This window comes from Mycobacterium sp., assembly GCF_004298145.1.
In the GTDB taxonomy this organism is placed as follows: Bacteria; Actinomycetota; Actinomycetes; order Mycobacteriales; family Mycobacteriaceae; genus Mycobacterium.
In genome coordinates this window covers 1-20725 of the sequence record NZ_SCRH01000002.1, presented here as the reverse complement: position 1 = coordinate 20725, position 20725 = coordinate 1, and the positions used below count along the sequence as shown (strand labels likewise).

Below are 20725 nucleotides of genomic sequence, written 5' to 3'. Positions count from 1 at the left end.
CGAAGCCCTACGGCCGTGACCCGCTGCGCCCGGCCGCGCCGCACTGGCGATCACGGCGAAGCCCTACGGCCGTGACCCGCTGCGCCCGGCCGCGCCGCACTGGCGATCACGGCGAAGCCCGATGGCCGTGACCCGCTGCGCCCGGCCGCGCCGCGCTGGCGATCACGGCTGAGCGTCAACTCAGGCCCAAATCGTGCATGCGCCGGTCGTGCGTCTGCTGCAACCGGTCGAAGAAGGCGTTGAGCTGGCCCAGCCCGCCGGCGCCCGACATCACCAGGTCGACGAGCTCGTCGTGGTCGGCCAGCAGGTACTGGGCCTGAGTGATCGCTTCGCCGAACAGGCGACGTGACCACAGCGCCAGCCGGCTGCGCTGTTTGCCGCTGGAGGTGACGGCCGCACGCACCTCGGCGACGACGAACTGCGAGTGCCCGGTCTCCGCCAGCGCAGACCGCACCACATCGGCAACCTCGTCGGGCAGCCGGTCGGCGATCTCCAGGTACAAATCGGCGGCCAAGGCGTCGCCGACATAGGTTTTCACCAAGGCTTCCAGCCACGTACTGGGCATCGTGAGCCGGTGGTAGTTCTCCAGCGCCGACACGTACTTCGACATCGCCCGCACCACGTCGACGCCGCGGCTTTCCAACGCGTCGCGCAGCTGCTCGTAGTGCTGCATCTCGGCGGCGGCCATGCTCGCCATCGATATTCGTCCACGCAGGTCAGGGGCCATGCGTGCCTCGTCGGTGAGCCGGTAGAACGCGGCGATCTCGCCGTAGGCCAAGACCGCGAACAACTCGTCGACACCCGGGTGATCGGCCGACAATCGTGGGGCAGCCGGATCGTCCAATTGGTCGGTGGAAGCGGGCTGGCAAGAGGGCCGGGTCATGGCAACACTGTAGTCGGCTGACGTGGCGCAAAATGGGTGCCGGCGCTCGACCAGCTATCATGTAGGTAGATGGCGGTTGTATTTGTGCCAAATTTGTTCTTCCCATGCCGCTATCGGCGAAATGTGCGTGCACAGCTGGCCCGCTCGGGCTGGGACCACCCAGACCGAGCCGTAGCCCGCGACTCGGCGACGTATTCGGAGTCGGAACTCGTGCGCGCGTGACCGCGACAGAGAAACACCGACACAATCCGATACGTCCCGAGAGGCTACCTACCCACGCATGACCACACTGACAAGCACAACTGAACTGACCCCCCAACCAACATTCGCTCAACTCGGCGTCCGCGACGAAATCGTCCGCGCACTCGCCGAAAAAGGGATCGAAAGCCCTTTTGCCATCCAGGAACTGACCCTGCCGATGGCGCTCGCCGGCGACGACCTCATCGGCCAGGCCCGCACCGGCATGGGCAAGACCCTCGCCTTCGGGGTGCCGCTGCTGCAGCGCATCACGGCAGGCACCGCGGCGCGGCCCCTCAACGGCACACCGCGCGCCCTGATCGTGGTGCCCACCCGCGAGCTCTGCCTGCAGGTCACCGATGACCTGGCGCAGGCGGCCAAGCACCTGACCGCCGACGGCGGCCGACGGCTCTCGGTGGTCCCCATCTACGGCGGCCGCCCCTACGAGACGCAGATCGAGGCGCTGCGCGCCGGCGCCGACGTCGTGGTGGGCACCCCGGGACGGCTGCTCGACCTGAGCCAGCAGGGCCACCTGCAGCTGGGTGGTTTGTCGGTGCTGGTGCTCGACGAGGCCGACGAGATGCTCGACCTGGGCTTTTTGCCTGACATCGAGCGCATCCTGCGCCAAATCCCCGTCGACCGGCAGTCGATGCTGTTCTCGGCGACCATGCCGGACCCGATCATCACTCTGGCCCGCACGTTCATGAACCAGCCCACCCACATCCGCGCCGAGGCGCCGCACTCGGCGGCCACCCACGACACGACGGTCCAGTACTCCTACCGCGCCCACGCGCTGGACAAGGTGGAGCTGGTGAGCCGGATCCTGCAGGCCGACGGCCGCGGCGCCACGATGGTCTTCACCCGCACCAAGCGCACCGCGCAGAAGGTCGCCGACGAGTTGGCCGAACGCGGTTTCGCGGTGGGCGCCGTGCACGGCGACCTCGGACAGGTGGCACGCGAGAAGGCGCTCAAGGCTTTTCGCACCGGCGAGATCGACGTGCTGGTCGCCACCGATGTGGCCGCGCGCGGCATCGACATCGACGACGTCACCCACGTCATCAACTACCAGATCCCCGAGGACGAGCAGGCGTACGTGCACCGGATCGGGCGCACCGGCCGGGCCGGCAAGACGGGGGTCGCGGTCACCCTGGTGGACTGGGACGAGCTGCCCCGCTGGGCGATGATCGACAAGGCGCTGGGGCTGGACTGCCCCGAGCCCGTCGAGACCTACTCCAATTCGCCGCACCTGCACGACGAGCTCGGCATTCCCGCCGACGCCGGGGGCACGGTGGGCGCGGCCCGCAAACCGCAGGGCGCCCGCCGCAGCGGCGAGCGCGCCGCCCAGAAACCGGGCCAGAAATCGGAGAAGACCGCGCGCCGGTCCGGGACGCGGCGACGCACCCGCGGCGGCCAGCCCGTCAGCGGTCACCCGTCGGGCAACGGCGCCGCGAGCTCCAACGGTGAGGCCGCCGCGGAAACACCGGCCGGCTCTCCCCCGGGAAACGCGGGCTCCAGCCGTCGCCGCCGCCGGCGTCGCAAGCCGGCGGAAGCCGGCGCCGCCCCCACCGCGCAGAGCAACTAACGCCCCGCGCCCACGCATGGTCAGACCCGAGCGCCGGACCAAGCGCGACATTATGGCCGCCGGGGCTATCGCGGTCGTCATCGCCGCGGCGGCGGCCCTGATCTGGTGGACCAGCGACGCCCGGGCAACCATCAGCCGGCCCGCCGCCGTTCCGGCACCCAACCCGAGCCCGGCCCGGCAGGTGCCGGCCGGCCTGAAGCAGCTGTGGACCGCCGCCAGTCCCACGACCACCGAGCCGGTGGTGGTGGGCGGGGTGGTTGTCACCGGTGCGGACCGCCGGATCGACGGGCGCGATCCCGACACGGGTCAGTCCCGCTGGAGCTACGCGCGCGACACCGACCTCTGCGGCGTCTCCTGGCTGTACCGCTATGCCGTCGGGGTTTATCGGGACGATCGCGGCTGCGGCCAGGTGAGCACGCTGGACGGCTCCACCGGTCGCCGCGGGCCGGCCCGCAGCGGCTACGCCGATCCGCGGGTGCGGCTTTCCTCCGATGGCATGACGGTGTTGTCGGTCGGTGACACCCGCCTGGAGCTGTGGCGCTCGGACATGGTCCGGATGCTGACCTACGGCGAGACCGACGCTCGGGTGAAACCATCGGCGCGGGGGCTGCACTCGGGCTGCAAGCTGAGCTCGGCCGCGGCCAGCTCCTCGGCGGTCTCGGTGCTGGAGAGCTGCGCGAACCAGGCCGACCTGCGGCTGGTGCTGCTCCGGCCGGGCAAGGACGACGACGAACCCCAGCAACACATCGTGGCCGAACCGGGGGTCGGACCGGATTCGGGCGCCCGGGTGCTGGCCGTCCGGGAGAACACCACCGCCGTGTACCTGCCGGCGCCGACGCCCCGGGTTGACGTGATCGACGAGACCGGCGCCACCGTGGCGAGCACTCTGTTGCCCAAGCCGCCGTCACGTTCGGCGGCGGTCTCGCATGCGGGCAGCCTGATGACCTGGTGGACCGGCGATTCGCTGATGGTGTTCGACGTGAACACGCTGGCGCTGCGCTACACGATCGCCGCGGGCGACACGACGGCGCCGCTGGGGCCGGGCGTGATGATGGCGGGCCGGCTGCTGGTGCCCGTCACCGGTGCGATCGGCGTCTACGACCCGGTCAGCGGCGCCGGCGAGCGCTACATTCCGGTGGACCGGGCGACCAGCCCCCCGCCGCCCGGGGCGGCGGTGATCCCGGCCGTGTCGGGGTCGCGGGTGTTCGAGCAGCGCGGCGACACCGTGGTCGCCTTGGGCTGAGCGGGCTTCGGGAGCAGCCGAGCAGACGCAGCTAGACCTCGACGGCGAACGTCGGCAGCGGCTTGCCGCTCTTCCAGTGCTTGAGCAACGCCGCCGCCAGCTCGCCGTAGGCCGACGCGCCCTTGTTCTTGCGGCCCGCCATCACCGACGAACCCGAGGCGCTGGCCTCGGCGAAACGCACCGTGCGCGGAATCGGCGGGGCCAGCACCGGCAGGCTGTAGCGGTCGGCGACGTCGAGCAACACGTCGCGGGTGTGGGTGGTGCGGGAGTCGTACAGCGTCGGCAGGGCGCCGAGCAGGCGCAGCTCCGGGTTGGTGATCTGCTGGACATCGGCGACCGTGCGCAGGAACTGGCCGACACCACGGTGCGCGAGTGTCTCGCACTGCAGGGGCACGATGACCTCGTCGGCGGCCGTCAGCCCGTTGAGGGTCAGCACACCCAGCGACGGCGGGCAGTCGATGATCACCACGTCGAACTGATCGGCGAGTTTGGCCAGCGCGCGCTTGAGCGCGTATTCGCGGCCGGCCCGCATCAGCAGCATCGCCTCGGCGCCCGCCAGGTCAATGTTGGCCGGCAGCAGCGTCATTCCCTCCGCCGTCTCGACCAGCGCGGCGTTGGGCTCGACCTCTCCCAGCAACACCTCGTGCACGGACACCGGGAGTTTGTCGGGGTCTTGGCCCAGCGAGAAGGTCAGGCAGCCTTGCGGGTCGAGGTCGACCAGCAGCACCCGCTTGTTCTCTTCCACCATCGCCGCACCCAGCGAAGCAACCGTGGTCGTCTTGGCGACACCCCCCTTCTGGTTGGCCACCGCCAGTACCCGGGTCCTACTCACCAGTGCCCGCCCCTCCGCATCGCCGCGCGTTCACAGTGCCATCCTGGCATGTTCGTGCGCCATTCGCTCGGGCCCAGCGGCCGCAGCATGCCATCCGGCAGAATCACTCGGTATGGGCTTGCACAACCACCGTTTGGTGCTGCTGCGCCACGGCGAAACCGAATGGTCGAAGTCGGGCCAGCACACGAGCCGGACCGACCTCGAGCTCACCGGCACCGGCCGCGTCCAGGCCGAACTCGCCGGTCGCGTCCTGCGTGAGCTGAACCTCGCCGAGCCGTTGGTGATCAGCAGCCCGCGCATACGCGCCCTGACCACAGCCAAGTTGGCCGGGCTCGCCGTCGACGAGGTCTCTCCCCTGCTCGCCGAATGGGATTACGGATCCTACGAGGGTTTGACGACCCCGCAGATCCAGGAATCGGTTCCCGATTGGCTGGTCTGGACGCACGGCTGCCCCGATGGCGAGAGCGTGGCGCAAGTCAGCGACCGCGCCGATCGGGCCGTCGCATACGCGTTAGACCAGATGAGCTCGCGCGACGTGGTGTTCGTGGGGCACAGCCACTTCTCCCGTTCGGTCATCACGCGCTGGGTGGAGCTACCGCTCGTCGAGGGCAGCCGCTTCTGGATGCTGGCCGGCTCCATCGCCGTGTGCGGTTTCGAGCATGGTGTGCGACAGCTCGCCGCGCTCGGATTGACCAGCCAGCCGCAGGCGATAAAACCCGGGTGAGCGCCGAACCGCCGTTCGTGCTGTGCGGACCGACCCAAACCCTGGTTGCCGACGGGGTGTTGCGGCGCTACGACGACGTGGGCGCGGCGCAGGCGGCGTTGCGGTCGACAGAAGCGCGGATTGTGTTGGGCGCGTTGCCTTTTGATGCCGGGGCGCCGGCCGCCTTGCTGACGCCGCAAACCGTGAACGTCACCGATGGGCTGCCGGATTGGCCGATTGGCGCGCTGCCGTCGGTGCGGGTGGCCGCGGCCATCCCGCCGCCGGACGACTACCGCGACCGGATCCGGCGGGCCCGCGATCAACTCGCCGCGGACAACCCGCTGCGCAAGGTGGTGTTGGCTCGCGCCCTGCGGCTGGTGGCCGACGGCCCGATAGACGCGCGCGCCGTCCTGCGCCGGCTCGTCGCGGCGGACCCCGCGGCCTACGGCTACCTCGTCGACCTGACCGCCGCCGGCGACGACTACGCGGGTGTGGCGCTGGTGGGCGCCAGCCCCGAACTTCTGGTTGCGCGCAGCGGCGACCGTGTCGAGTGCCGGCCGTACGCCGGGTCGGCCCCCCGTGCCGCCGACCCGGAAGCCGACGCCGCCAACGGCACCGCGCTGGCCTCCTCGGCCAAGAACCGTCACGAGCATCAGCTGGTTATCGAGACCATCAGGGCCGCGCTGGAACCGCTGTGCGACGACCTGTCGATCGCCCCGGAGCCGCAACTGAGCCGCACCGCGGCCGTCTGGCACCTGTGCACGCCGATCAGCGGTCGGCTGCGTGACACCTCAACGACCGCAATCGATTTGGCTTTGGCATTACACCCGACCCCGGCCGTCGGTGGGGTTCCGACCAAGGCCGCGGTCGAGCTCATCGCCGAGCTGGAAGGCGACCGCGGGTTCTACGCCGGGGCGGCGGGCTGGTGCGACGCCCGCGGCGATGGCCGCTGGGTGGTGTCGCTGCGCTGCGCACAGCTGTCGGCGGACCGGCGCAGCGCGCTGGCGCGGGCCGGCGGCGGTATCGTCGCCGAATCCGACCCCGACGAGGAAGTCGCCGAAACCACAACGAAATTCGCCACCATACTCAACGCCCTAGAAGTTGAACGATGACCAGGGACATCCGTCGCGCCGCACCCCAAGACGTGGCCGCGATCACCGAAATGATCCACGCGCTGGCCGAATTCGAGCATGCCGCCGATCAATGCACGGTGACCGAAACACAAATCTCCGCAGCACTTTTCGGTGACCGCCCGACGGTGTACGGGCACGTGGCGGAAGTGGACGGCGAGGTCGCGGCGATGGCGTTGTGGTTCGTCAACTTCTCCACGTGGGACGGCGTCGCGGGCATCTATCTGGAAGACCTGTTCGTGCGCCCAGGATTTCGCCGACGCGGGCTGGCCCGGGCGCTGCTCGCGGCGCTGGCAGGCGAATGCGTGCGGCGGGGCTACACGCGGTTGTCCTGGGCGGTGCTGAACTGGAACGCCGACGCCATCACGCTCTACGACGGCATCGGCGGGCAACCGCAGAATGAATGGACCACCTACCGGCTGTCGGGACCGCGGCTGGCGGGGCTGGCGGAGTCGTCCTGACCACCGGCGGCCCAGCGCACCGCGGCGGGACTGAACAGCAACCCCAATACGATCACCGCGATGGCGCCCGTCGGGATCCCGAAGCCAGGCTGGTGTGATCCCACCGCGAGGTACCACGCCACCGGTAGCAAGAGCAGCTGGGTGATCACGGCCAGCCCGCGACCCCAGCGCTTACCGAGAATCAGCGCGCGCCCCGCGGCGATCACCCCGAGGCCGACGAGGACGAACCAGCCCGCCGTGGCCAGACCGTTGGCCACATGCTGGTCGGCCCCGGCAATCACGCGCACCACCAGAACCATCGCCACCGCCAGCGCGGCCACCCCCTGCGCTGCGACGATGACGCCGGCACGGCGAACGGCGGCCGGGGCGGCTGGCGGCATCACAGCGCCAGCGTAGTCAGGACGGCGGCTGTTTCCCGGCGGTTCCCCCCACAGCGCGGCCCCAACCGGCCCGCCCAGGCCAATCGCGGCGCTCCTCCTCACGCCGCACCACGGCGCGCATCGTCGCACCGCATAAGCTCGTGCTTCATGCGGGCCGTGCTGATCGTCAACCCCACAGCCACCTCCACCACCCCGGCCGGTCGCGATCTGCTGGCCCACGCCCTCAAAAGCCGGCTGCAGCTCAGTGTCGAGCACACCAACCACCGCGGGCACGGTAGCGAGCTCGCGCAGAAGGCCGTCGCCGACGGCGTCGACCTGGTGGTCGTCCACGGTGGCGACGGCACGGTGAGCGGGGTGGTCAACGGTCTGCTCGGGCGCCCCGGAAGGCTTCCGGACGGCCCGATCCCGGCGGTCGCCGTGGTGCCCGGCGGTTCCGCGAATGTGCTGGCGCGATCGCTGGGCATCTCCCCGGATCCGGTCGCGGCCACCAACCAGCTCATCCAATTGCTCGACGACTATCAGCGGCACCGCAACTGGCGACGGATCGGCCTGATCGACTGCGGCGAGCGGTGGGCCGTGTTCAACACCGGTATGGGTGTCGACGCCGAGGTGGTGGCCGCGGTGGAGGCCGAACGGAACAAGGGCGGCAAGGTCACCGCGTGGCGCTACATCCGCGCTGCAGTGCCGGCCGTGTGGGCCTACACCCGCCGCGAACCGATGCTGACGCTCGAACTTCCCGGCCACGAGCCCATCACCGGGGTGAGCTTCGCGTTCGTGTCGAACTCCAGCCCGTGGACGTTCGCCAACCAGCGGCCGGTGTGGACCAACCCCGGCTGCAGCTTCGAGTCGGGGCTGGGGGTGTTCGCACCCACCAATCTGAAGTTGGTCCCCACCCTGCGGATCGTCCGGCAGATGTTCGCAAAACGGCCCACGTTCAACTTCAAGCACCTCGTCACCGAGGACGACCTGCCCTGCGTGCGAGTTACCTCGACCGGGGGCGCCGTCGCCTGCCAATTCGACGGCGATTACCTCGGGGTGCGCGAAACGATGACGTTCAAGGCGGTCCCGGACGCGCTGGCGGTGGCCGCACCCCCTCAGCAAAAACACCACTGACCTGCGGCAACATCTGCCCCTGTGGCGCGGGCGGTAAAAATCGACACGGGAAGTGGCCCGTGAGTGTAGTACAACGGAGTAAGGGCTTGACGACGAGATGATCAAAGTGAGATAGCCCACGAGCGAACTCACACTATTGACATCTGTTGAGCCTGTGAAACGATCAAAAGGTTGCATGCAGAAATTACGTAGGGGTGCGGCCCCTTTTTCTTCTGCACGCGTCTAACAGCCGAAGAAAATAGCCGTGCGCCTCGCTGCGCACTCACTAAGGAGTAAAGACGTATGGATTGGCGCCACAAGGCGGTCTGTCGTGACGAAGACCCGGAGCTGTTCTTCCCGGTGGGGAATAGCGGTCCGGCGCTCGCGCAGATCGCTGACGCGAAACTGGTCTGTAATCGGTGTTCGGTGACCACAGAGTGCCTTTCTTGGGCCCTGAACACGGGCCAGGATTCGGGCGTCTGGGGCGGCATGAGCGAGGACGAGCGGCGTGCGCTGAAGCGCCGCAACGCCCGGACGAAAGCCCGCAGCGGGGTCTAACCCGGATAACGCAAAACGGTGCGGCCTCGACGAATGTCGGGGCCGCACTCTTGCGTATAAGGCGCGGCCCGACTGGCGTGCGAGCCGCAGGGTGCGTGTAGCCGTAGACACCCCGCCTACAACAGCATTCGGGTCCGTCGACCGATCGGGACGCGCAGCACCACATCGGTCCCGTTGGCGGCCGCCTGGCGCATGCCCAGGGTGCCGTCCAGCTCCGCGGAGACCAGGGTCCGCACGATCTGCAGGCCGAGGCTGTCGGAGGTCTCCAGGCTGAATCCTTCCGGCAGCCCGCGGCCGTCGTCGTGCACCACGACGTCGAGCCAGCGCGCGGAGCGCTCGGCGCGTATCGTGACCGAACCCGCCTCGGCCGCCGGGTCAAAGGCGTGCTCGATCGCGTTCTGCACCAATTCGGTGATCACCATGATCAGGGCCGTGGCCCGGTCGGAGTCCAGCACGCCCAGATCTCCGACCCGGTTGATGCGGATCGGCCGGTCCACCGAGGCCACGTCGTTCATGATCGGCAGGATCCGGTCGATGACCTCGTCGAGGTTGACCTGCTCGTCCACCGACATCGACAGCGCGTCGTGGACCAACGCGATCGACGACACCCGGCGCACCGACTCGATGAGGGCCTCTCGTCCCTCGGCGTTGGCCGTGCGGCGGGCCTGCAGGCGCAGCAGCGCCGCGACGGTCTGCAGGTTGTTCTTCACCCGGTGGTGGATTTCGCGGATGGTGGCGTCCTTGGATATCAGTGCGCGGTCGCGGCGCTTCACCTCCGTCACGTCGCGGATCAACACCGCCGCGCCGGCGCTGGCGCCGTTGACCACCAGCGGCAGCGTGCGCAGCAACACGGTGGCTCCCCCGGCGTCGACCTCCATGCGCATGCTGCGCCCGCCGGCGACCAGATCCCGCACATGCTCGGCAACTTCCTGCGCCTCGAACGGATCCGAGATCAGCGGCCGCGTGACCGCGATGAGGTTGTGACCCTCCAGGTCGGCGGTCAGGCCCATGCGGTGATAGGCCGAGAGCGCGTTGGGGCTGGCGTAGGCGACGACGCCTTTGACGTCGAGGCGGATGAAGCCATCGCCGACCCGGGGGGTGGAACGGGACATCACCACGTCCCCCACGTCGGGAAAACTGCCGTCCGCAAGCATGTGGACAAGGTCGCCGGCGCACTGGCGGTAGGCGATCTCCAGCTGCCCGGACGCGCGGTCGGCGGTCACCGCGGTCTGATGGTGGGTGAGCACGGCCACTACTTGGCCGCCGTACCGCACCGGGGACGCCTCGACGTGGGTGCCGGGTAACCACGAATTTTGTTGGTCTGCAACGCTATTCCGCTTGGTGATGCCCGACGCGAAGGTCTGGGCGACGAGTGCCAACTCCGCGGAGGAGACGGCGCTGCCCACCGCATCGGTCTGTAGCACCGTGGGAGCCGTATTCGGGCGGCACTGCGCCACGCACACCAGCACGCCGTCGTCGCGACGCACCCACATCAGATAGTCGGCGAACGACAGGTCGGCCAGCAGTTGCCACTCCCCGACCACCGCATGCAGATGGTCAACCGCGTTGCCCGGCAGCATGGTGTGTTCGGCGAGCAGATCACCGAGAGTTGACATCGCTCACTCCCCGGGTCGTTTCCCGGCGGCTGGTCGAAGGGGCCTGACGGGCTAGCTGATCACCGCGATGAGATCGCCCGCCTGAATGACGTCGCCCACCGACACGCTCACCTTGCTGACGGTGCCGCCGATCTCCGCGAGGACGGGGATCTCCATCTTCATCGACTCCAGCAGCACCACAATGTCGCCTTTGCCAACCTGGTCACCCTCGTTCACAACGACTTCGAGCACGCTGGCCACGATCTCGGCGCGCACATCCTCGGCCATCTTCACCCCACTCGTTTCGGCCTCTGCGCAGGCTGGCTGCTGGTTCATCGCTGGTTGGTGGTTCATCGCTGGTTGTTGGTCCATCAACGTTCTATCAGGCTCGCCTACATCGAACCACAGGGCCCGCCGGGACCGCGGCGCACGGCCCCCGACAGGCCCCCGCACGGGCTGCACCAGGGTGAAGACACTGCACAACCCGTCTCATGAGAGACTGGACGACAAGCCAACCGGCGCTGGGCGCCAGGTTTGACAAGCAATCAACGGAGGTTTCCACCATGGCCAAACGAGGCCGCAAGAAGCGCGACCGCAAGCACAGCAAGGCCAACCACGGCAAGCGGCCTAACTCCTGAGCGACGCTACTGCGTACCCCGGATGATGGTGGTGCGCCGGATCTCAAGCCGGAGCCGCTCGCGCAGGCCCTCCGGGGCCATCTCGCCCCTGCACTTGGTGGCGATCAATGCCTTGATCCGTTCTTCGAGCCCGTAGTGCTTGAAGCAGCCGGGGCACGCCTCAAGATGCTGGCGCAGTTGTTCGCGGGTGTCCGGGCCGCATTCACCGTCGAGCAGCAGCCAGACCTGGCGGATGACCTCGGCGCAGCCAACGCTGCCGTGGGACTCGTCGTTGGGGCAGGCATCCGGAGAAGCACCGCCCTGGTTGGCGAACTCGCTCATGACGACACCTCCTCATGCCTCTGCTGACCGCGGTTGAAGCCGCGCTCCTTGGCAACGTCGGCCAACAGGCCACGAAGCTGCCGTCGACCGCGGTGCAGCCGTGACATTACCGTTCCGATCGGCGTATCCATGATCTCGGCAATTTCCTTGTACGGAAATCCCTCGACATCGGCGTAATAGACCGCCATTCGGAATTCTTCCGGCAAAGCTTGCAACGCGTCTTTGATCTCGGTGTCCGGCAGTGACTCCAGCGCCTCGACCTCGGCCGAACGCAGCCCGGTGGAGGAATGCTCGGCATTGGCGGCCAACTGCCAGTCGGTGATTTCCTCGGTCGGATATTCCGCCGGCTGCCGCTGCTTCTTGCGGTAGCTGTTGATGTAGGTGTTGGTCAAGATCCGGTACAGCCACGCCTTGAGATTGGTGCCGGCCCTAAATGAGCGAAAGCCCGCGTAGGCCTTCACCATCGTCTCTTGCAGCAAATCTTCGGCGTCGGCGGGATTTCGCGTCATGCGCAGCGCACCGCCATAAAGCTGGTCCAGCAGGGGAATCGCGTCGCGCTCGAAACGCGCCGTTAATTCCGCGTCCGTCTCTTCGGGCGTCGCGGGTTCGGCGATCTCCCGTCCTGCCGCGCCATCTCGGCCATCTAGAGAGTCGGCCATTTCGATCAACCCGGTCCCTTCTGCTGCGGTGTTACCGGAAAGCACCGAAAGCGCCACCGGACTCGCAAGGAAGCCAGCCAACCGCTCCTCGCCTAACAGGCTCGTCGCCGTTGACACCACACTGCTCCTCCCAATCTAAAGGCTCACCCCGACAGTGTCTGCCCGGGTGTGACGGACCGCTCGAAATACCAATTGGATCAACCGTGCGCGCGATCCGCCTATTTCCGGGGCGAGATCCGGGAGCGATATCACCCCCGGATCCCCGATGCAGACCCCGATCGGCCCGATTCCGGCGTGACGTTAGTGTGACGCCATGTCCCTGAATGGCAAGACAATGTTCATCTCCGGCGCCAGCCGCGGTATCGGCCTGGCGATCGCCAAGCGCGCCGCACAGGACGGTGCCAACGTCGCCCTGATCGCCAAGACCGCCGAGCCGCACCCGAAGCTGCCGGGGACGGTGTTCACCGCGGCCAAGGAGCTCGAGGAGGCGGGCGGGCAGGCCCTACCGATCGTCGGGGACGTCCGCGACCCCGATTCGGTCGAGGCGGCCGTGGCCAAGACCGTCGAGCAGTTCGGCGGCATCGACATCTGCGTCAACAATGCGTCGGCCATCAACCTGGGTTCCATCACCGAGGTGCCGATGAAGCGGTTCGACCTGATGAACGGCATCCAGGTGCGGGGCACGTATGCGGTATCGCAGGCCTGCATCCCGCATCTGAAGGGCCGGGAGAATCCGCACATCCTGACGCTGTCGCCGCCGGTGCTGCTGGGCCGGGAGTGGTTGAAACCGACGGCGTACATGATGGCCAAGTTCGGCATGACGTTGTGCGCGCTGGGCATCGCCGAAGAAATGCGGGACGAGGGCATCGCATCGAACACGCTGTGGCCGCGCACGCTGGTGGCGACGGCCGCGGTGCAGAACCTACTCGGCGGTGACGAGGCGATGGGCCGGGCCCGCAAGCCCGAGGTGTACTCGGACGCCGCCTACGTCGTCCTCAACAAGCCGTCCAAGGAGTACACCGGCAACATGCTGCTGTGTGAGGACGTGCTGGTGGAATCCGGCGTCAAAGACCTCTCGGCATACGACTGCATCCCCGGTTCGAAGCTCGGCGTCGACTTCTGGGTGGACGGCGTCAACCCGCCGGGATACACGGGTCCTTAGTCGTGATCGCGAGCGCGGCGCAGCCGGGCGCAGCGGGTCACGACCAGCGGACGCCGTCGTGATCGCAAGCGCGGCGCAGGCGGGCGCAGCGGGTCACGACCAGCGGAGGTAGCCGGTGCCTGGCGCCGCCACACCCGGTATCGCGGTATTGGTGAAAGCCGGTGTGCCGCACCAGATTTTGCACTTCGACACGGTCGGCGAACTGTCCGAGGCCCCCGACGTCGCGCCCGAACAGGTCTTCAAGACCCTGATCGTCGCGCTGCCCGATGAGCTGGCGGTCGCGACCATGCCGGTGCCGTCGAGGTTGTCGCTGAAGGCGGTCGCCGCGGCGCTGGGTGTGGCCAAGGCCGCCATGGCCGAGCCCGCCGTCGCCGAACGAGCCACCGGCTATGTGGTGGGCGGCATTTCGCCGTTCGGTCAGCGCAGGCGGCTGCGCACGGTGCTGGACGGCTCCGCGCTGCGCTGGGATCGCGTGCTGTGCAGCGCCGGCAAGCGGCATTACGACGTCGCGGTGGCACCCCAGGACCTGATCCGCCTCACCGGCGCGATCACCGCCGACATCAGCCGAAGGTGACGACGACCTTGTCCGCGGCGCCCGGAGTTTGGGCCAGCTCGAGCGCCTCGCCGACGCTGCCGAACGGGATGGTGTGGCTGACGATCAGCGCGTATTTCTCCCAGTTCGCCACGAGATCGCCTGTCACCTCGAAGATTTCGTCGGGATAACCCATGCTCCCGACGAGGGTGATCTCGTTGCTCATCACGTTGATCAGGTCGACGGACACCGGTTCCTTGTGGACGCCGACGATCCCGACGGTGGCGCCTTTTTGCGCCGCCGCCAGCGCGGTGTTGACGACGGCGGGCACACCGGCCGCGTCGAGATAGATGTCGGTGCCGGCCTTTCCGGGGAACATGCTCTCACCCGCGCCGTGCAGTTCGATCAGGCGCGCCACGACGTCCTCTTCGGCGGAGTTGATGACGGCGTCGGCGCCTATCTGCAGCGCCTTTTCCAGCCGGCCGGGGAGCAGATCCACGACGACGACATGGCTCACACCAAGGGATTTGAAGGCCAGTGTGGCGCCCAGGCCTATGGGCCCCGCTCCGAAGACGACCACCTTGTCCGTCGGTTTGGGTCGGCAGCGATTGGCGCCGTGGCGCGCGACGGCCATCGGCTCGTTGAGCGCGGCCACTTCCCACGGGATGTGGTCGGGGATAACCTCGAGACTCGTTCCGCGAACGGCGTTTTCGATGATCAGGTAGTCGGCGAGTGCCCCGCTGGCACCGCCGTTGCCGATGATGCCACTGGGCGCGGCCATCGGGTTGATGACGACGTGGTCGCCGACGGCCAGGCCGGTCACCTGCGCGCCGACCTCGACGACTTCCCCGGCGGGCTCGTGTCCGAGCGGCGTGCGTCCCTGCCGCGGGGGGATGCCGCCGATGGTGATGTAGAACGCGTCCGAACCGCAGATGCCGCAGGCGCGCATCCGCACGAGCACGTCCCTGGGGCCCGCCTTGGGACGCTCGGCGTCGAGTACCTCGGCCCTGCCCGGGCCGGTGACCACGGATGTTTTCATCGCAGGCTCCTCGCGCTGACGGCTCAAGCCGACATGGCTTGCAGAAATCCGGGCCAGTCGGGAAACAGTGCCCGGTCGACGATCTCGATGCGAACTCCATTCGTGTCGGTGTAGTACGCGAACGCCGACAGCGTGTCGCCGCTGGGTCTCGCCTCCAGCCGGTAGCCGCTGCGTTCGAGTTGCGCTGCGGCGGCGGTAATGTCGTCGACCCAGTAGCCGAGGTGGTGGGCGCCGCCGCCGCGCGGCGCGGTCCAGATCGTGCCCGGCACTTCCTGAATCACTTCCAGGTGCGGCGCGTTCACCGAGTACACGAACCGAAACGGCACTTCGACGTCGCCGTCGGCGGTGGTAACGCTCAGCGTGGACTCGACCGGCTTCGTCCACCGATAGCCCATCGCCACAGTAAGACGTTCCGCGGCGACGGCCATGTCGTCGACCACCAGCCCGGTGTGATAGCAGTCCGCCGGATTCACGGTGTGCCCTCCAGTTCGATGTCGAAGGTGTCGAGATACTCGGCGAAGACCGGCTCGAGCGCCTCGATGGTCAGGCCGTATTCGTCAAGGCGATAAGCGTTGAGCGCGAACCGGTCCTGCGGGTGCTCGGCGAGCCAATTGTGCATGCGCGCTTCGGTTTCAGCGGTCAGCGGTTCGTCGGCCCAGTCGTAGATGCGCCGCATCACGTGCATCGGGTCGCGCATCATCTCGTGGTAATACATGTGGAAGAAGCGCTCGTCGCCGATGCGGTCGCGGGCCCGCAGCGGTCGCTGGACGTGGTAGCGCATCTGCCACATCGCGAGCCGACCCATGTCGGTCTGGTCCAGCAGCTCGGTGTTCATCACCAGGCTCTGCGGCAGCCGCCACAGATTGCACAGCGAACCGGTCGCCTTGTACGGATCGCGGTGCGCCCAGATCAGCCGGGCGTCGGGAAACACGTTGAGCAGCGCCTCGATGTGCACCGAATGCGACGGCATCTTCAGGCTCCAGTTGCCCGGCGCGGTGGACTGCAGGACCTGTAGGTAGCGCTTCTGGTACTTGTAGGTGCTGCTCATGTCGGCCTCGTCGAACAGCCACCGCGCGTAGCGATCCGTCGGCAGGAACGAGTCCCAGGACAGGCCTTTGAAATCCTGGTTGTGAATGAACATGTCCTCGGTCGGCCCATCGGCGTCTTCCCAGTGCGGCAGCGGCATTTTCGCCTGCGTGACCAGCTCGAGGATCTTGCGCTGCTCTTCCAGCAGGGCGAGGCAGCGCGGGTCGGTGCGCAGCGTCTCGGTGCTCGCCGGCGGGATCGGGTGCACGCACTGCCAGTGCAGCAGCGATCGCCGGGCCGGGTCCTGGTCGAGCAGGTAACTGATGACGGTGGTGCCGGTGCGGGGCATGCCGAGCACGATCAGGGGCCGCTCGACGGGCGTGTCGAGCACGTCGGGGTGCGCCTTGATGTAGTCGTGAACCTGCATGCGCCGGCCCAGCGCGTTGGTGGCGTCGTCGAGGACCCGCTCGCGGCCGAACGGGGTGAAGGCGGGCGAGCTGTTGAGCTCGTCGAGCATGATGGCCAGTCCGTCTCGCCAAGAGTCGGAATCGATTTCGGTCAGGCCGGTGCGCTGTGCGGCCAGCGTGAAGACGTCGTCGGTGGTCGAGACGTTGTCGAAGTTTTTGTGGTCGCTCATCGCTCTAGACCGTCAGGTATCCGCCGTCGACGGCGATGGTGCTGCCGGTGATGTACGAGGCGGCATCGGTACACAGGAACAGCGCGGCGCCGGCGCAGTCCTGCGGGGTGCCCGGCCTGCCCAGCGGGGTGTGGAAGCCGATCTCGACGTCCATCACCTCGGGAATTCCCATGGCCGGGTGGGTCATTCGGGTGTCGATGAGACCGGGTGCGATGGCGTTGACCCGGATCCCGTCGCCGGCCCACCGGCGGGAGAGGTTCATCGTCAGGGCGATCAGGCCCATCTTGGACGAGGCGTAGCCCGGGACGAAGACCGCCGAGCGGAACGCGGACATCGACACGACGCTGACGACGCTTGCCCCGCCGGGAACCTGGCTGGACTTGAGGCGGTCATGGCAGCGCATGGTCAGCCGCATCGGACCGAACAGGTTTTGCGTCACCGACGCGACGTAGCCGTCCGGATCGTATTCGTCGCCCGCGGGATAGGGTCCGCCCGCGTTGTTGACCAAGATATCCAGTTCACCCAGCGAGTCCGCCAGCGCGTCAACGGATCCGGGATCTTGGATCTGACACTGGCGGTAGGTGTATGCGCTCAAATCGGTCTCGGGGTAGTCCGCGGCGGACCCACGGGTGCCGGTCACCGTGACGGCCGCCCCCGCATCGGCGAAACCGGCGGCGATCGCGTTGCCGATGCCGCTGGTGCCGCCGGTCACCAGCACCTTGGCGCCGGTGAAATCGAAACTGACGGTGTTCATTCCGATGCCCTTTCTAAGGTCCTCAATTCGTTGATGGATTTGGTGAGCCAGGCCTTTTCCCAGAAGTTCTCGGCGTCGACCAACAGCGCGTCGTGGGCGTCGGCGGCGACCGTGCGGGCTGCCGCGTGCAACGGCTGGGCGGTCAGGATCAGGTCGGTGAGATGCACCGCCTGTACCGGCCGGCCGGCCGCCACGTGCGCGCGCGCCGCGTCCACGAGTGCGTCGGCGCCGGCCGCGCTGACCACATCGGCCGCCACGGAATCGGGTGCGATCCCATACAATTCGGTGGTCGAGCGGTGCCGGAACCATCCGGTGTACATCTCCCAGATGGCACGCACATTCCACGAGGTCTTGCCGTAACCCTCGCCGATGTCGAGATGCTCGGGCACCGTAACCTCGCGCATCGCGGTATGGATATCGGCGCCGGAATTCATCAGTTCGGCCGTGCGATCGTGCACGGCCTGCATGGCGTCACGCATGGCGGTGACTTCCTCCGCGATGCGATCGGCCCCCTCGATGGGAGCGAAGTGGCCGGTGATCAGTCGCCGCGGCCCGAAGTCCAGCACGGTGTTCAACGACTCGATGTAGAGAATGGGATCGCGATACCGATCGCCGCGGATGGTCATCAGATTCGGCACATGCCCGAACAACGGGCCGAACAGGTTCCCGCTGAACAGGATTCGATCCTCCGGCAGCCACACCACCAGCGCGTCGGTGGTCTCACCCCCCGGTGTCCACGCCAGGTCGAAGGCGCGGCCGCCGACTGTGATGCTGTGGCGCCGGTCGAACGTCGTGGTCGGCTCGGGAAACGAGAAGTCGATGGTCGCGGGGTCGATGGTCTTGAAGTGCTCCAGCACGGCGTCGGAGAACTTCTGGAAGGCGAACGACGTCTTGGGCACGCGATAGCCCATGAGCAGCGTGTTGTCGTCGCGCCAATACCGGTAGTTGCGGTGCATCACCACATTGGTGCCCTCGTCGCGCAGCGAGTTCACCCCGCCCCAATGGTCGGCGTGCCCCTGGGTGACGATGATGGCCCGCGTCGGGCCGGGCATGTCGGCAAAAGCCTTGCGGTGCAACGTCCCTTCGAACACCAGCCCGCTGTTGACGATGACCCGTCCCTCGTCGGTGGCCACCGCATAGGCGTTGGAGACGCCCGGTGACATCCAGACGCCGTCGCCCAGGGGCAGCGCGGGGGTATCCGTCGCCGCCGACAGGTCGCCGGCTCCGGGCCGCTCCCGGTGAATCCCAGCCATGACTGGCGATCCTCTACAGTTCTAGAGGTAAAGTCAATATCCTCGGCGCAGGAAGGGGCATTCATGGGGCTGCGCGGTCTGACCGACAAGGTCGCGGTCGTCGTCGGTGGCGCCACCGGCATCGGTGCCGCGACGGCCGCCCGGCTGGCCGAGGAGGGCTGCCGGGTGGTCATCGGCGACGTCGCCGCCGACACCGCGCGGCAGACGGCCGCACGCATCGCCACGTCCGGCGGGACAGCGACCCACGTGGCCTTCGACCTGTCGGATCCCGCGTCGGTCGCCGGGCTGATCGACACCGCCGCAACGACTTTCGACGGTGTGGACCTGCTGTTCAACGTAGGCGCCGACATGAGCACCATCCGGGCCGACACCGACGTGGTGGACATCGATTTCGACGTCTGGGACCGGGTGATGGCGGTGAATCTGCGCGGCTATGTGGCCGCCATGAAATACGCCATCCCGCGAATGCTGCACCGCGGCGGCGGGTCCATCGTCAACATGTCCTCGGCGGCGGCGTTCCAGGGTGAGCCCGCGCGCCCGGCCTACGCCACCGCGAAAGCCGGCATCGGCGCGCTCACGCGCCACGTCGCATCGCGGTGGGGAAAGGAGAACATCCGGTGCAACGCGGTCGCACCCGGATTCACCGCGACCGAGACCATCCGCTCGGTGCCACAGTGGCCGGACCTGGAGGCAGGCGCGCTCAAGCGCATTCGCGGGCCCCGCGTCGGCGATCCCGGCGACATCGCCGCGCTGGTCGCCTTCCTGCTGTCCGACGAGGGCGAGTGGATCAACGGTCAGGTCGTCAACATCGACGGCGGCACCGTCCTTCGGTGATTCATGGCGGCCAGTACGAGAACCCGGAAACGCGACGGCGACGAACGCCGGCGCGCCCTGTGCGACGCGGCGATCCGGGTGCTGGCCGAGCATGGCTCGCGCGGGCTGACCCACGGGCAGGTCGACCGCTACGCCGGCGTCCCCGAGGGCACCACGTCGTACTACTACCGCACCCGCGCGGCCCTGCTGCGCGGTGTCGGCAAACGCGTGGCGGAGATCGATGTCGCCAATCTGCAGTCGGTGATCGACGAGCCGGTCGACCCGGTCTCGCCGTTCGCGCACCTGGCCCGGCTCACCATGATGCAGGCCGACGGCGCCGGGCTCATGCTGAACCGCGCGCGCCACGAGCTGTTGCTGGGTGCCGCGCGCGATCCCGACCTGGCCGAAACGTCGCAGGTTTTCGTCGCCCGGATCAACGCGATGGCCCACGACGCCATCGCCCACCTGCAGCCCGACACCCGCGACCCCGAACTGCTGGCCGCGCAGACCACCGCCGTCACGACATTCATCGCCGGCATCTTCACCCGACTGGCCGCCGGTGACCGCACCGTCGGCGACGCCGAGCAACTCACCCGCCTGCTGGAGGCGGTGGCCACCGCCGTGGCGCTCGCGGCTCAGCGAAGTTAGGCGTCGCGACAAAAGTCAAGCGCGGCCGCCGCGCGACGCCTACCGTTAGGGCTGGTTCGCGTCTCCGCGGTAGGAGCGCCGCACGAGAATTGGACAACCAGATGAAACGATCGATTGGTTCATTTTTGGGCGCCGGCGTGTTGGCGTTTGCGGGGTTGTTGACGAACGGTGCGGGCGTCAGCAGCGCCGAGACGATTCAGACCGAAGGTAGCTACCCGACGCGGGAGGCGTGTCAGGATGCCGGCCCGGGCGTGAAGGCGACAACGCCGGGAAACTGGAACAACTTCTGGTGCGTCCCTGATCGTTCGGCGGCCGGCAACTGGCGGTTGGTGCTGAGTAACTGACTCGGCGCGGGCAGTAGCCTGAGCGCGTCGGCGGACCTTCCGCTTCCCCGCCTCCCCGCGTCCCACGGGGGATTACGGATAGCGAAATCGTATATCGAAATCCCTTGTGTCACTGTGTTTTCAGTGGTCACAGGGCGGGGTTTTTTGTCGGTGGGTGTCGATAGTTTCGCTTGTATGAGTTCAACTGGTCTGCCCGATGTCGA

At 67.9% G+C, this 20725-nt stretch carries 24 protein-coding genes; 12 read left to right on the top strand and 12 right to left on the bottom strand.

Features of this window, described 5'->3' with window-relative positions:
- Positions 1-175 precede the first annotated feature (175 nt).
- Positions 176-883 (bottom strand): ferritin-like fold-containing protein, encoded by a 708-nt coding sequence (locus tag EPN51_RS00570; RefSeq protein ID WP_293034896.1) that lies wholly within the window; start codon positions 881-883, stop codon positions 176-178.
- 280 nt (positions 884-1163) lie between these two features.
- Between EPN51_RS00570 and EPN51_RS00565 the strand changes: the two genes are divergently transcribed.
- Together EPN51_RS00565 and EPN51_RS00560 are read left to right on the top strand one after the other, a co-directional pair.
- Positions 1164-2702 carry a DEAD/DEAH box helicase gene (locus EPN51_RS00565; protein WP_293034894.1) on the top strand — a complete coding sequence of 513 codons (1539 nt, stop codon included), beginning with the start codon at positions 1164-1166 and terminating at the stop codon, positions 2700-2702.
- 16 nt (positions 2703-2718) lie between these two features.
- Positions 2719-3945, top strand: a complete 1227-nt coding sequence (locus EPN51_RS00560) for a hypothetical protein (protein ID WP_293034893.1) — start codon at positions 2719-2721, stop codon at positions 3943-3945.
- 31 nt (positions 3946-3976) lie between these two features.
- Here EPN51_RS00560 and EPN51_RS00555 read toward each other — a convergent pair whose 3' ends face one another.
- Positions 3977-4777, bottom strand: coding sequence for an AAA family ATPase (locus tag EPN51_RS00555; RefSeq protein ID WP_293034891.1), 801 nt, complete (start codon positions 4775-4777; stop codon positions 3977-3979).
- Positions 4778-4889: 112 nt separating this feature from the next.
- On the opposite strand from EPN51_RS00555, the gene EPN51_RS00550 reads away from it, so the two are divergent.
- The 3 genes from EPN51_RS00550 to EPN51_RS00540 are packed head-to-tail and all read left to right on the top strand — an operon-like array spanning position 4890 to position 7071.
- Entirely contained in the window at positions 4890-5501 is a 612-nt protein-coding gene (locus tag EPN51_RS00550; RefSeq protein ID WP_293034889.1) for an acid phosphatase, read from the top strand.
- Positions 5498-6592 (top strand): isochorismate synthase, encoded by a 1095-nt coding sequence (locus EPN51_RS00545; protein WP_293034887.1) that lies wholly within the window; start codon positions 5498-5500, stop codon positions 6590-6592. Before EPN51_RS00550 ends, EPN51_RS00545 begins: the two co-directional genes overlap by 4 nt.
- Positions 6589-7071 (top strand): GNAT family N-acetyltransferase, encoded by a 483-nt coding sequence (locus tag EPN51_RS00540; protein ID WP_293034885.1) that lies wholly within the window; start codon positions 6589-6591, stop codon positions 7069-7071. Before EPN51_RS00545 ends, EPN51_RS00540 begins: the two co-directional genes overlap by 4 nt.
- Here EPN51_RS00540 and EPN51_RS00535 read toward each other — a convergent pair.
- Positions 7023-7451, bottom strand: a complete 429-nt coding sequence (locus EPN51_RS00535) for a hypothetical protein (protein WP_293034902.1) — start codon at positions 7449-7451, stop codon at positions 7023-7025. The two genes, EPN51_RS00540 and EPN51_RS00535, sit on opposite strands and share 49 nt — an antisense overlap.
- A gap of 147 nt (positions 7452-7598) precedes the next feature.
- Here EPN51_RS00535 and EPN51_RS00530 point away from each other — a divergent pair, with 147 nt between their 5' ends.
- Positions 7599-8564 carry a diacylglycerol kinase family protein gene (locus tag EPN51_RS00530; protein ID WP_293034883.1) on the top strand — a complete coding sequence of 322 codons (966 nt, stop codon included), beginning with the start codon at positions 7599-7601 and terminating at the stop codon, positions 8562-8564.
- Positions 8565-8846: 282 nt separating this feature from the next.
- Positions 8847-9101: a transcriptional regulator WhiB1 gene (whiB1, locus tag EPN51_RS00525; protein WP_066962223.1), complete on the top strand. Its 255-nt coding sequence runs from the start codon at positions 8847-8849 to the stop codon at positions 9099-9101.
- Between the two features lie 116 nt (positions 9102-9217).
- Here whiB1 and EPN51_RS00520 read toward each other — a convergent pair whose 3' ends face one another.
- From EPN51_RS00520 to EPN51_RS00505, 4 genes are all read right to left on the bottom strand, one after another.
- Entirely contained in the window at positions 9218-10717 is a 1500-nt protein-coding gene (locus EPN51_RS00520; protein WP_293034871.1) for a sensor histidine kinase, read from the bottom strand.
- A gap of 51 nt (positions 10718-10768) precedes the next feature.
- The gene (locus EPN51_RS00515; protein WP_293034900.1) at positions 10769-10984 is read right to left on the bottom strand and encodes a biotin/lipoyl-binding carrier protein; all 216 of its coding nucleotides are present in this window, start codon (positions 10982-10984) and stop codon (positions 10769-10771) included.
- A 356-nt stretch (positions 10985-11340) separates the two neighbouring features.
- On the bottom strand, positions 11341-11655 hold the full coding sequence (gene rsrA, locus EPN51_RS00510) for a mycothiol system anti-sigma-R factor (protein WP_293034869.1): 315 nt from the start codon (positions 11653-11655) through the stop codon (positions 11341-11343).
- Positions 11652-12314 (bottom strand): sigma-70 family RNA polymerase sigma factor, encoded by a 663-nt coding sequence (locus EPN51_RS00505; protein ID WP_293034898.1) that lies wholly within the window; start codon positions 12312-12314, stop codon positions 11652-11654. The genes rsrA and EPN51_RS00505 overlap by 4 nt, the downstream gene beginning before the upstream one ends.
- A gap of 313 nt (positions 12315-12627) precedes the next feature.
- On the opposite strand from EPN51_RS00505, the gene EPN51_RS00500 reads away from it, so the two are divergent.
- A complete protein-coding gene (locus tag EPN51_RS00500; protein WP_293034867.1) occupies positions 12628-13476 on the top strand; it encodes an NAD(P)-dependent oxidoreductase in 849 nt (282 codons plus the stop codon).
- Between the two features lie 115 nt (positions 13477-13591).
- A complete protein-coding gene (locus EPN51_RS00495; RefSeq protein ID WP_293034865.1) occupies positions 13592-14050 on the top strand; it encodes a YbaK/EbsC family protein in 459 nt (152 codons plus the stop codon).
- Here the strand turns inward: EPN51_RS00495 and EPN51_RS00490 are convergent.
- The 5 genes from EPN51_RS00490 to EPN51_RS00470 are packed head-to-tail and all read right to left on the bottom strand — an operon-like array spanning position 14037 to position 18717.
- The gene (locus EPN51_RS00490) at positions 14037-15047 is read right to left on the bottom strand and encodes a zinc-binding dehydrogenase (protein ID WP_293034863.1); all 1011 of its coding nucleotides are present in this window, start codon (positions 15045-15047) and stop codon (positions 14037-14039) included. The two genes, EPN51_RS00495 and EPN51_RS00490, sit on opposite strands and share 14 nt — an antisense overlap.
- Before the next feature lie 23 nt (positions 15048-15070).
- Positions 15071-15520, bottom strand: a complete 450-nt coding sequence (locus tag EPN51_RS00485) for a VOC family protein (protein ID WP_293034862.1) — start codon at positions 15518-15520, stop codon at positions 15071-15073.
- Positions 15517-16710 (bottom strand): sulfotransferase, encoded by a 1194-nt coding sequence (locus EPN51_RS00480; protein WP_293034860.1) that lies wholly within the window; start codon positions 16708-16710, stop codon positions 15517-15519. Before EPN51_RS00480 ends, EPN51_RS00485 begins: the two co-directional genes overlap by 4 nt.
- Before the next feature lie 4 nt (positions 16711-16714).
- Positions 16715-17464: an SDR family oxidoreductase gene (locus tag EPN51_RS00475; RefSeq protein ID WP_293034858.1), complete on the bottom strand. Its 750-nt coding sequence runs from the start codon at positions 17462-17464 to the stop codon at positions 16715-16717.
- Entirely contained in the window at positions 17461-18717 is a 1257-nt protein-coding gene (locus EPN51_RS00470; protein ID WP_293034856.1) for an alkyl sulfatase dimerization domain-containing protein, read from the bottom strand. Before EPN51_RS00470 ends, EPN51_RS00475 begins: the two co-directional genes overlap by 4 nt.
- Positions 18718-18780: 63 nt before the next feature.
- Between EPN51_RS00470 and EPN51_RS00465 the strand changes: the two genes are divergently transcribed.
- The 3 genes from EPN51_RS00465 (at position 18781) to EPN51_RS00455 (ending at position 20522) form a co-directional block, all read left to right on the top strand.
- Complete coding sequence (locus EPN51_RS00465) at positions 18781-19551, top strand: SDR family oxidoreductase (protein WP_293034854.1); 771 nt, start codon at positions 18781-18783, stop codon at positions 19549-19551.
- Positions 19552-19554: 3 nt separating this feature from the next.
- Complete coding sequence (locus tag EPN51_RS00460) at positions 19555-20178, top strand: TetR family transcriptional regulator (protein WP_293034852.1); 624 nt, start codon at positions 19555-19557, stop codon at positions 20176-20178.
- Positions 20179-20279: 101 nt separating this feature from the next.
- Complete coding sequence (locus EPN51_RS00455) at positions 20280-20522, top strand: hypothetical protein (RefSeq protein WP_293034850.1); 243 nt, start codon at positions 20280-20282, stop codon at positions 20520-20522.
- Positions 20523-20725: the final 203 nt, after the last annotated feature.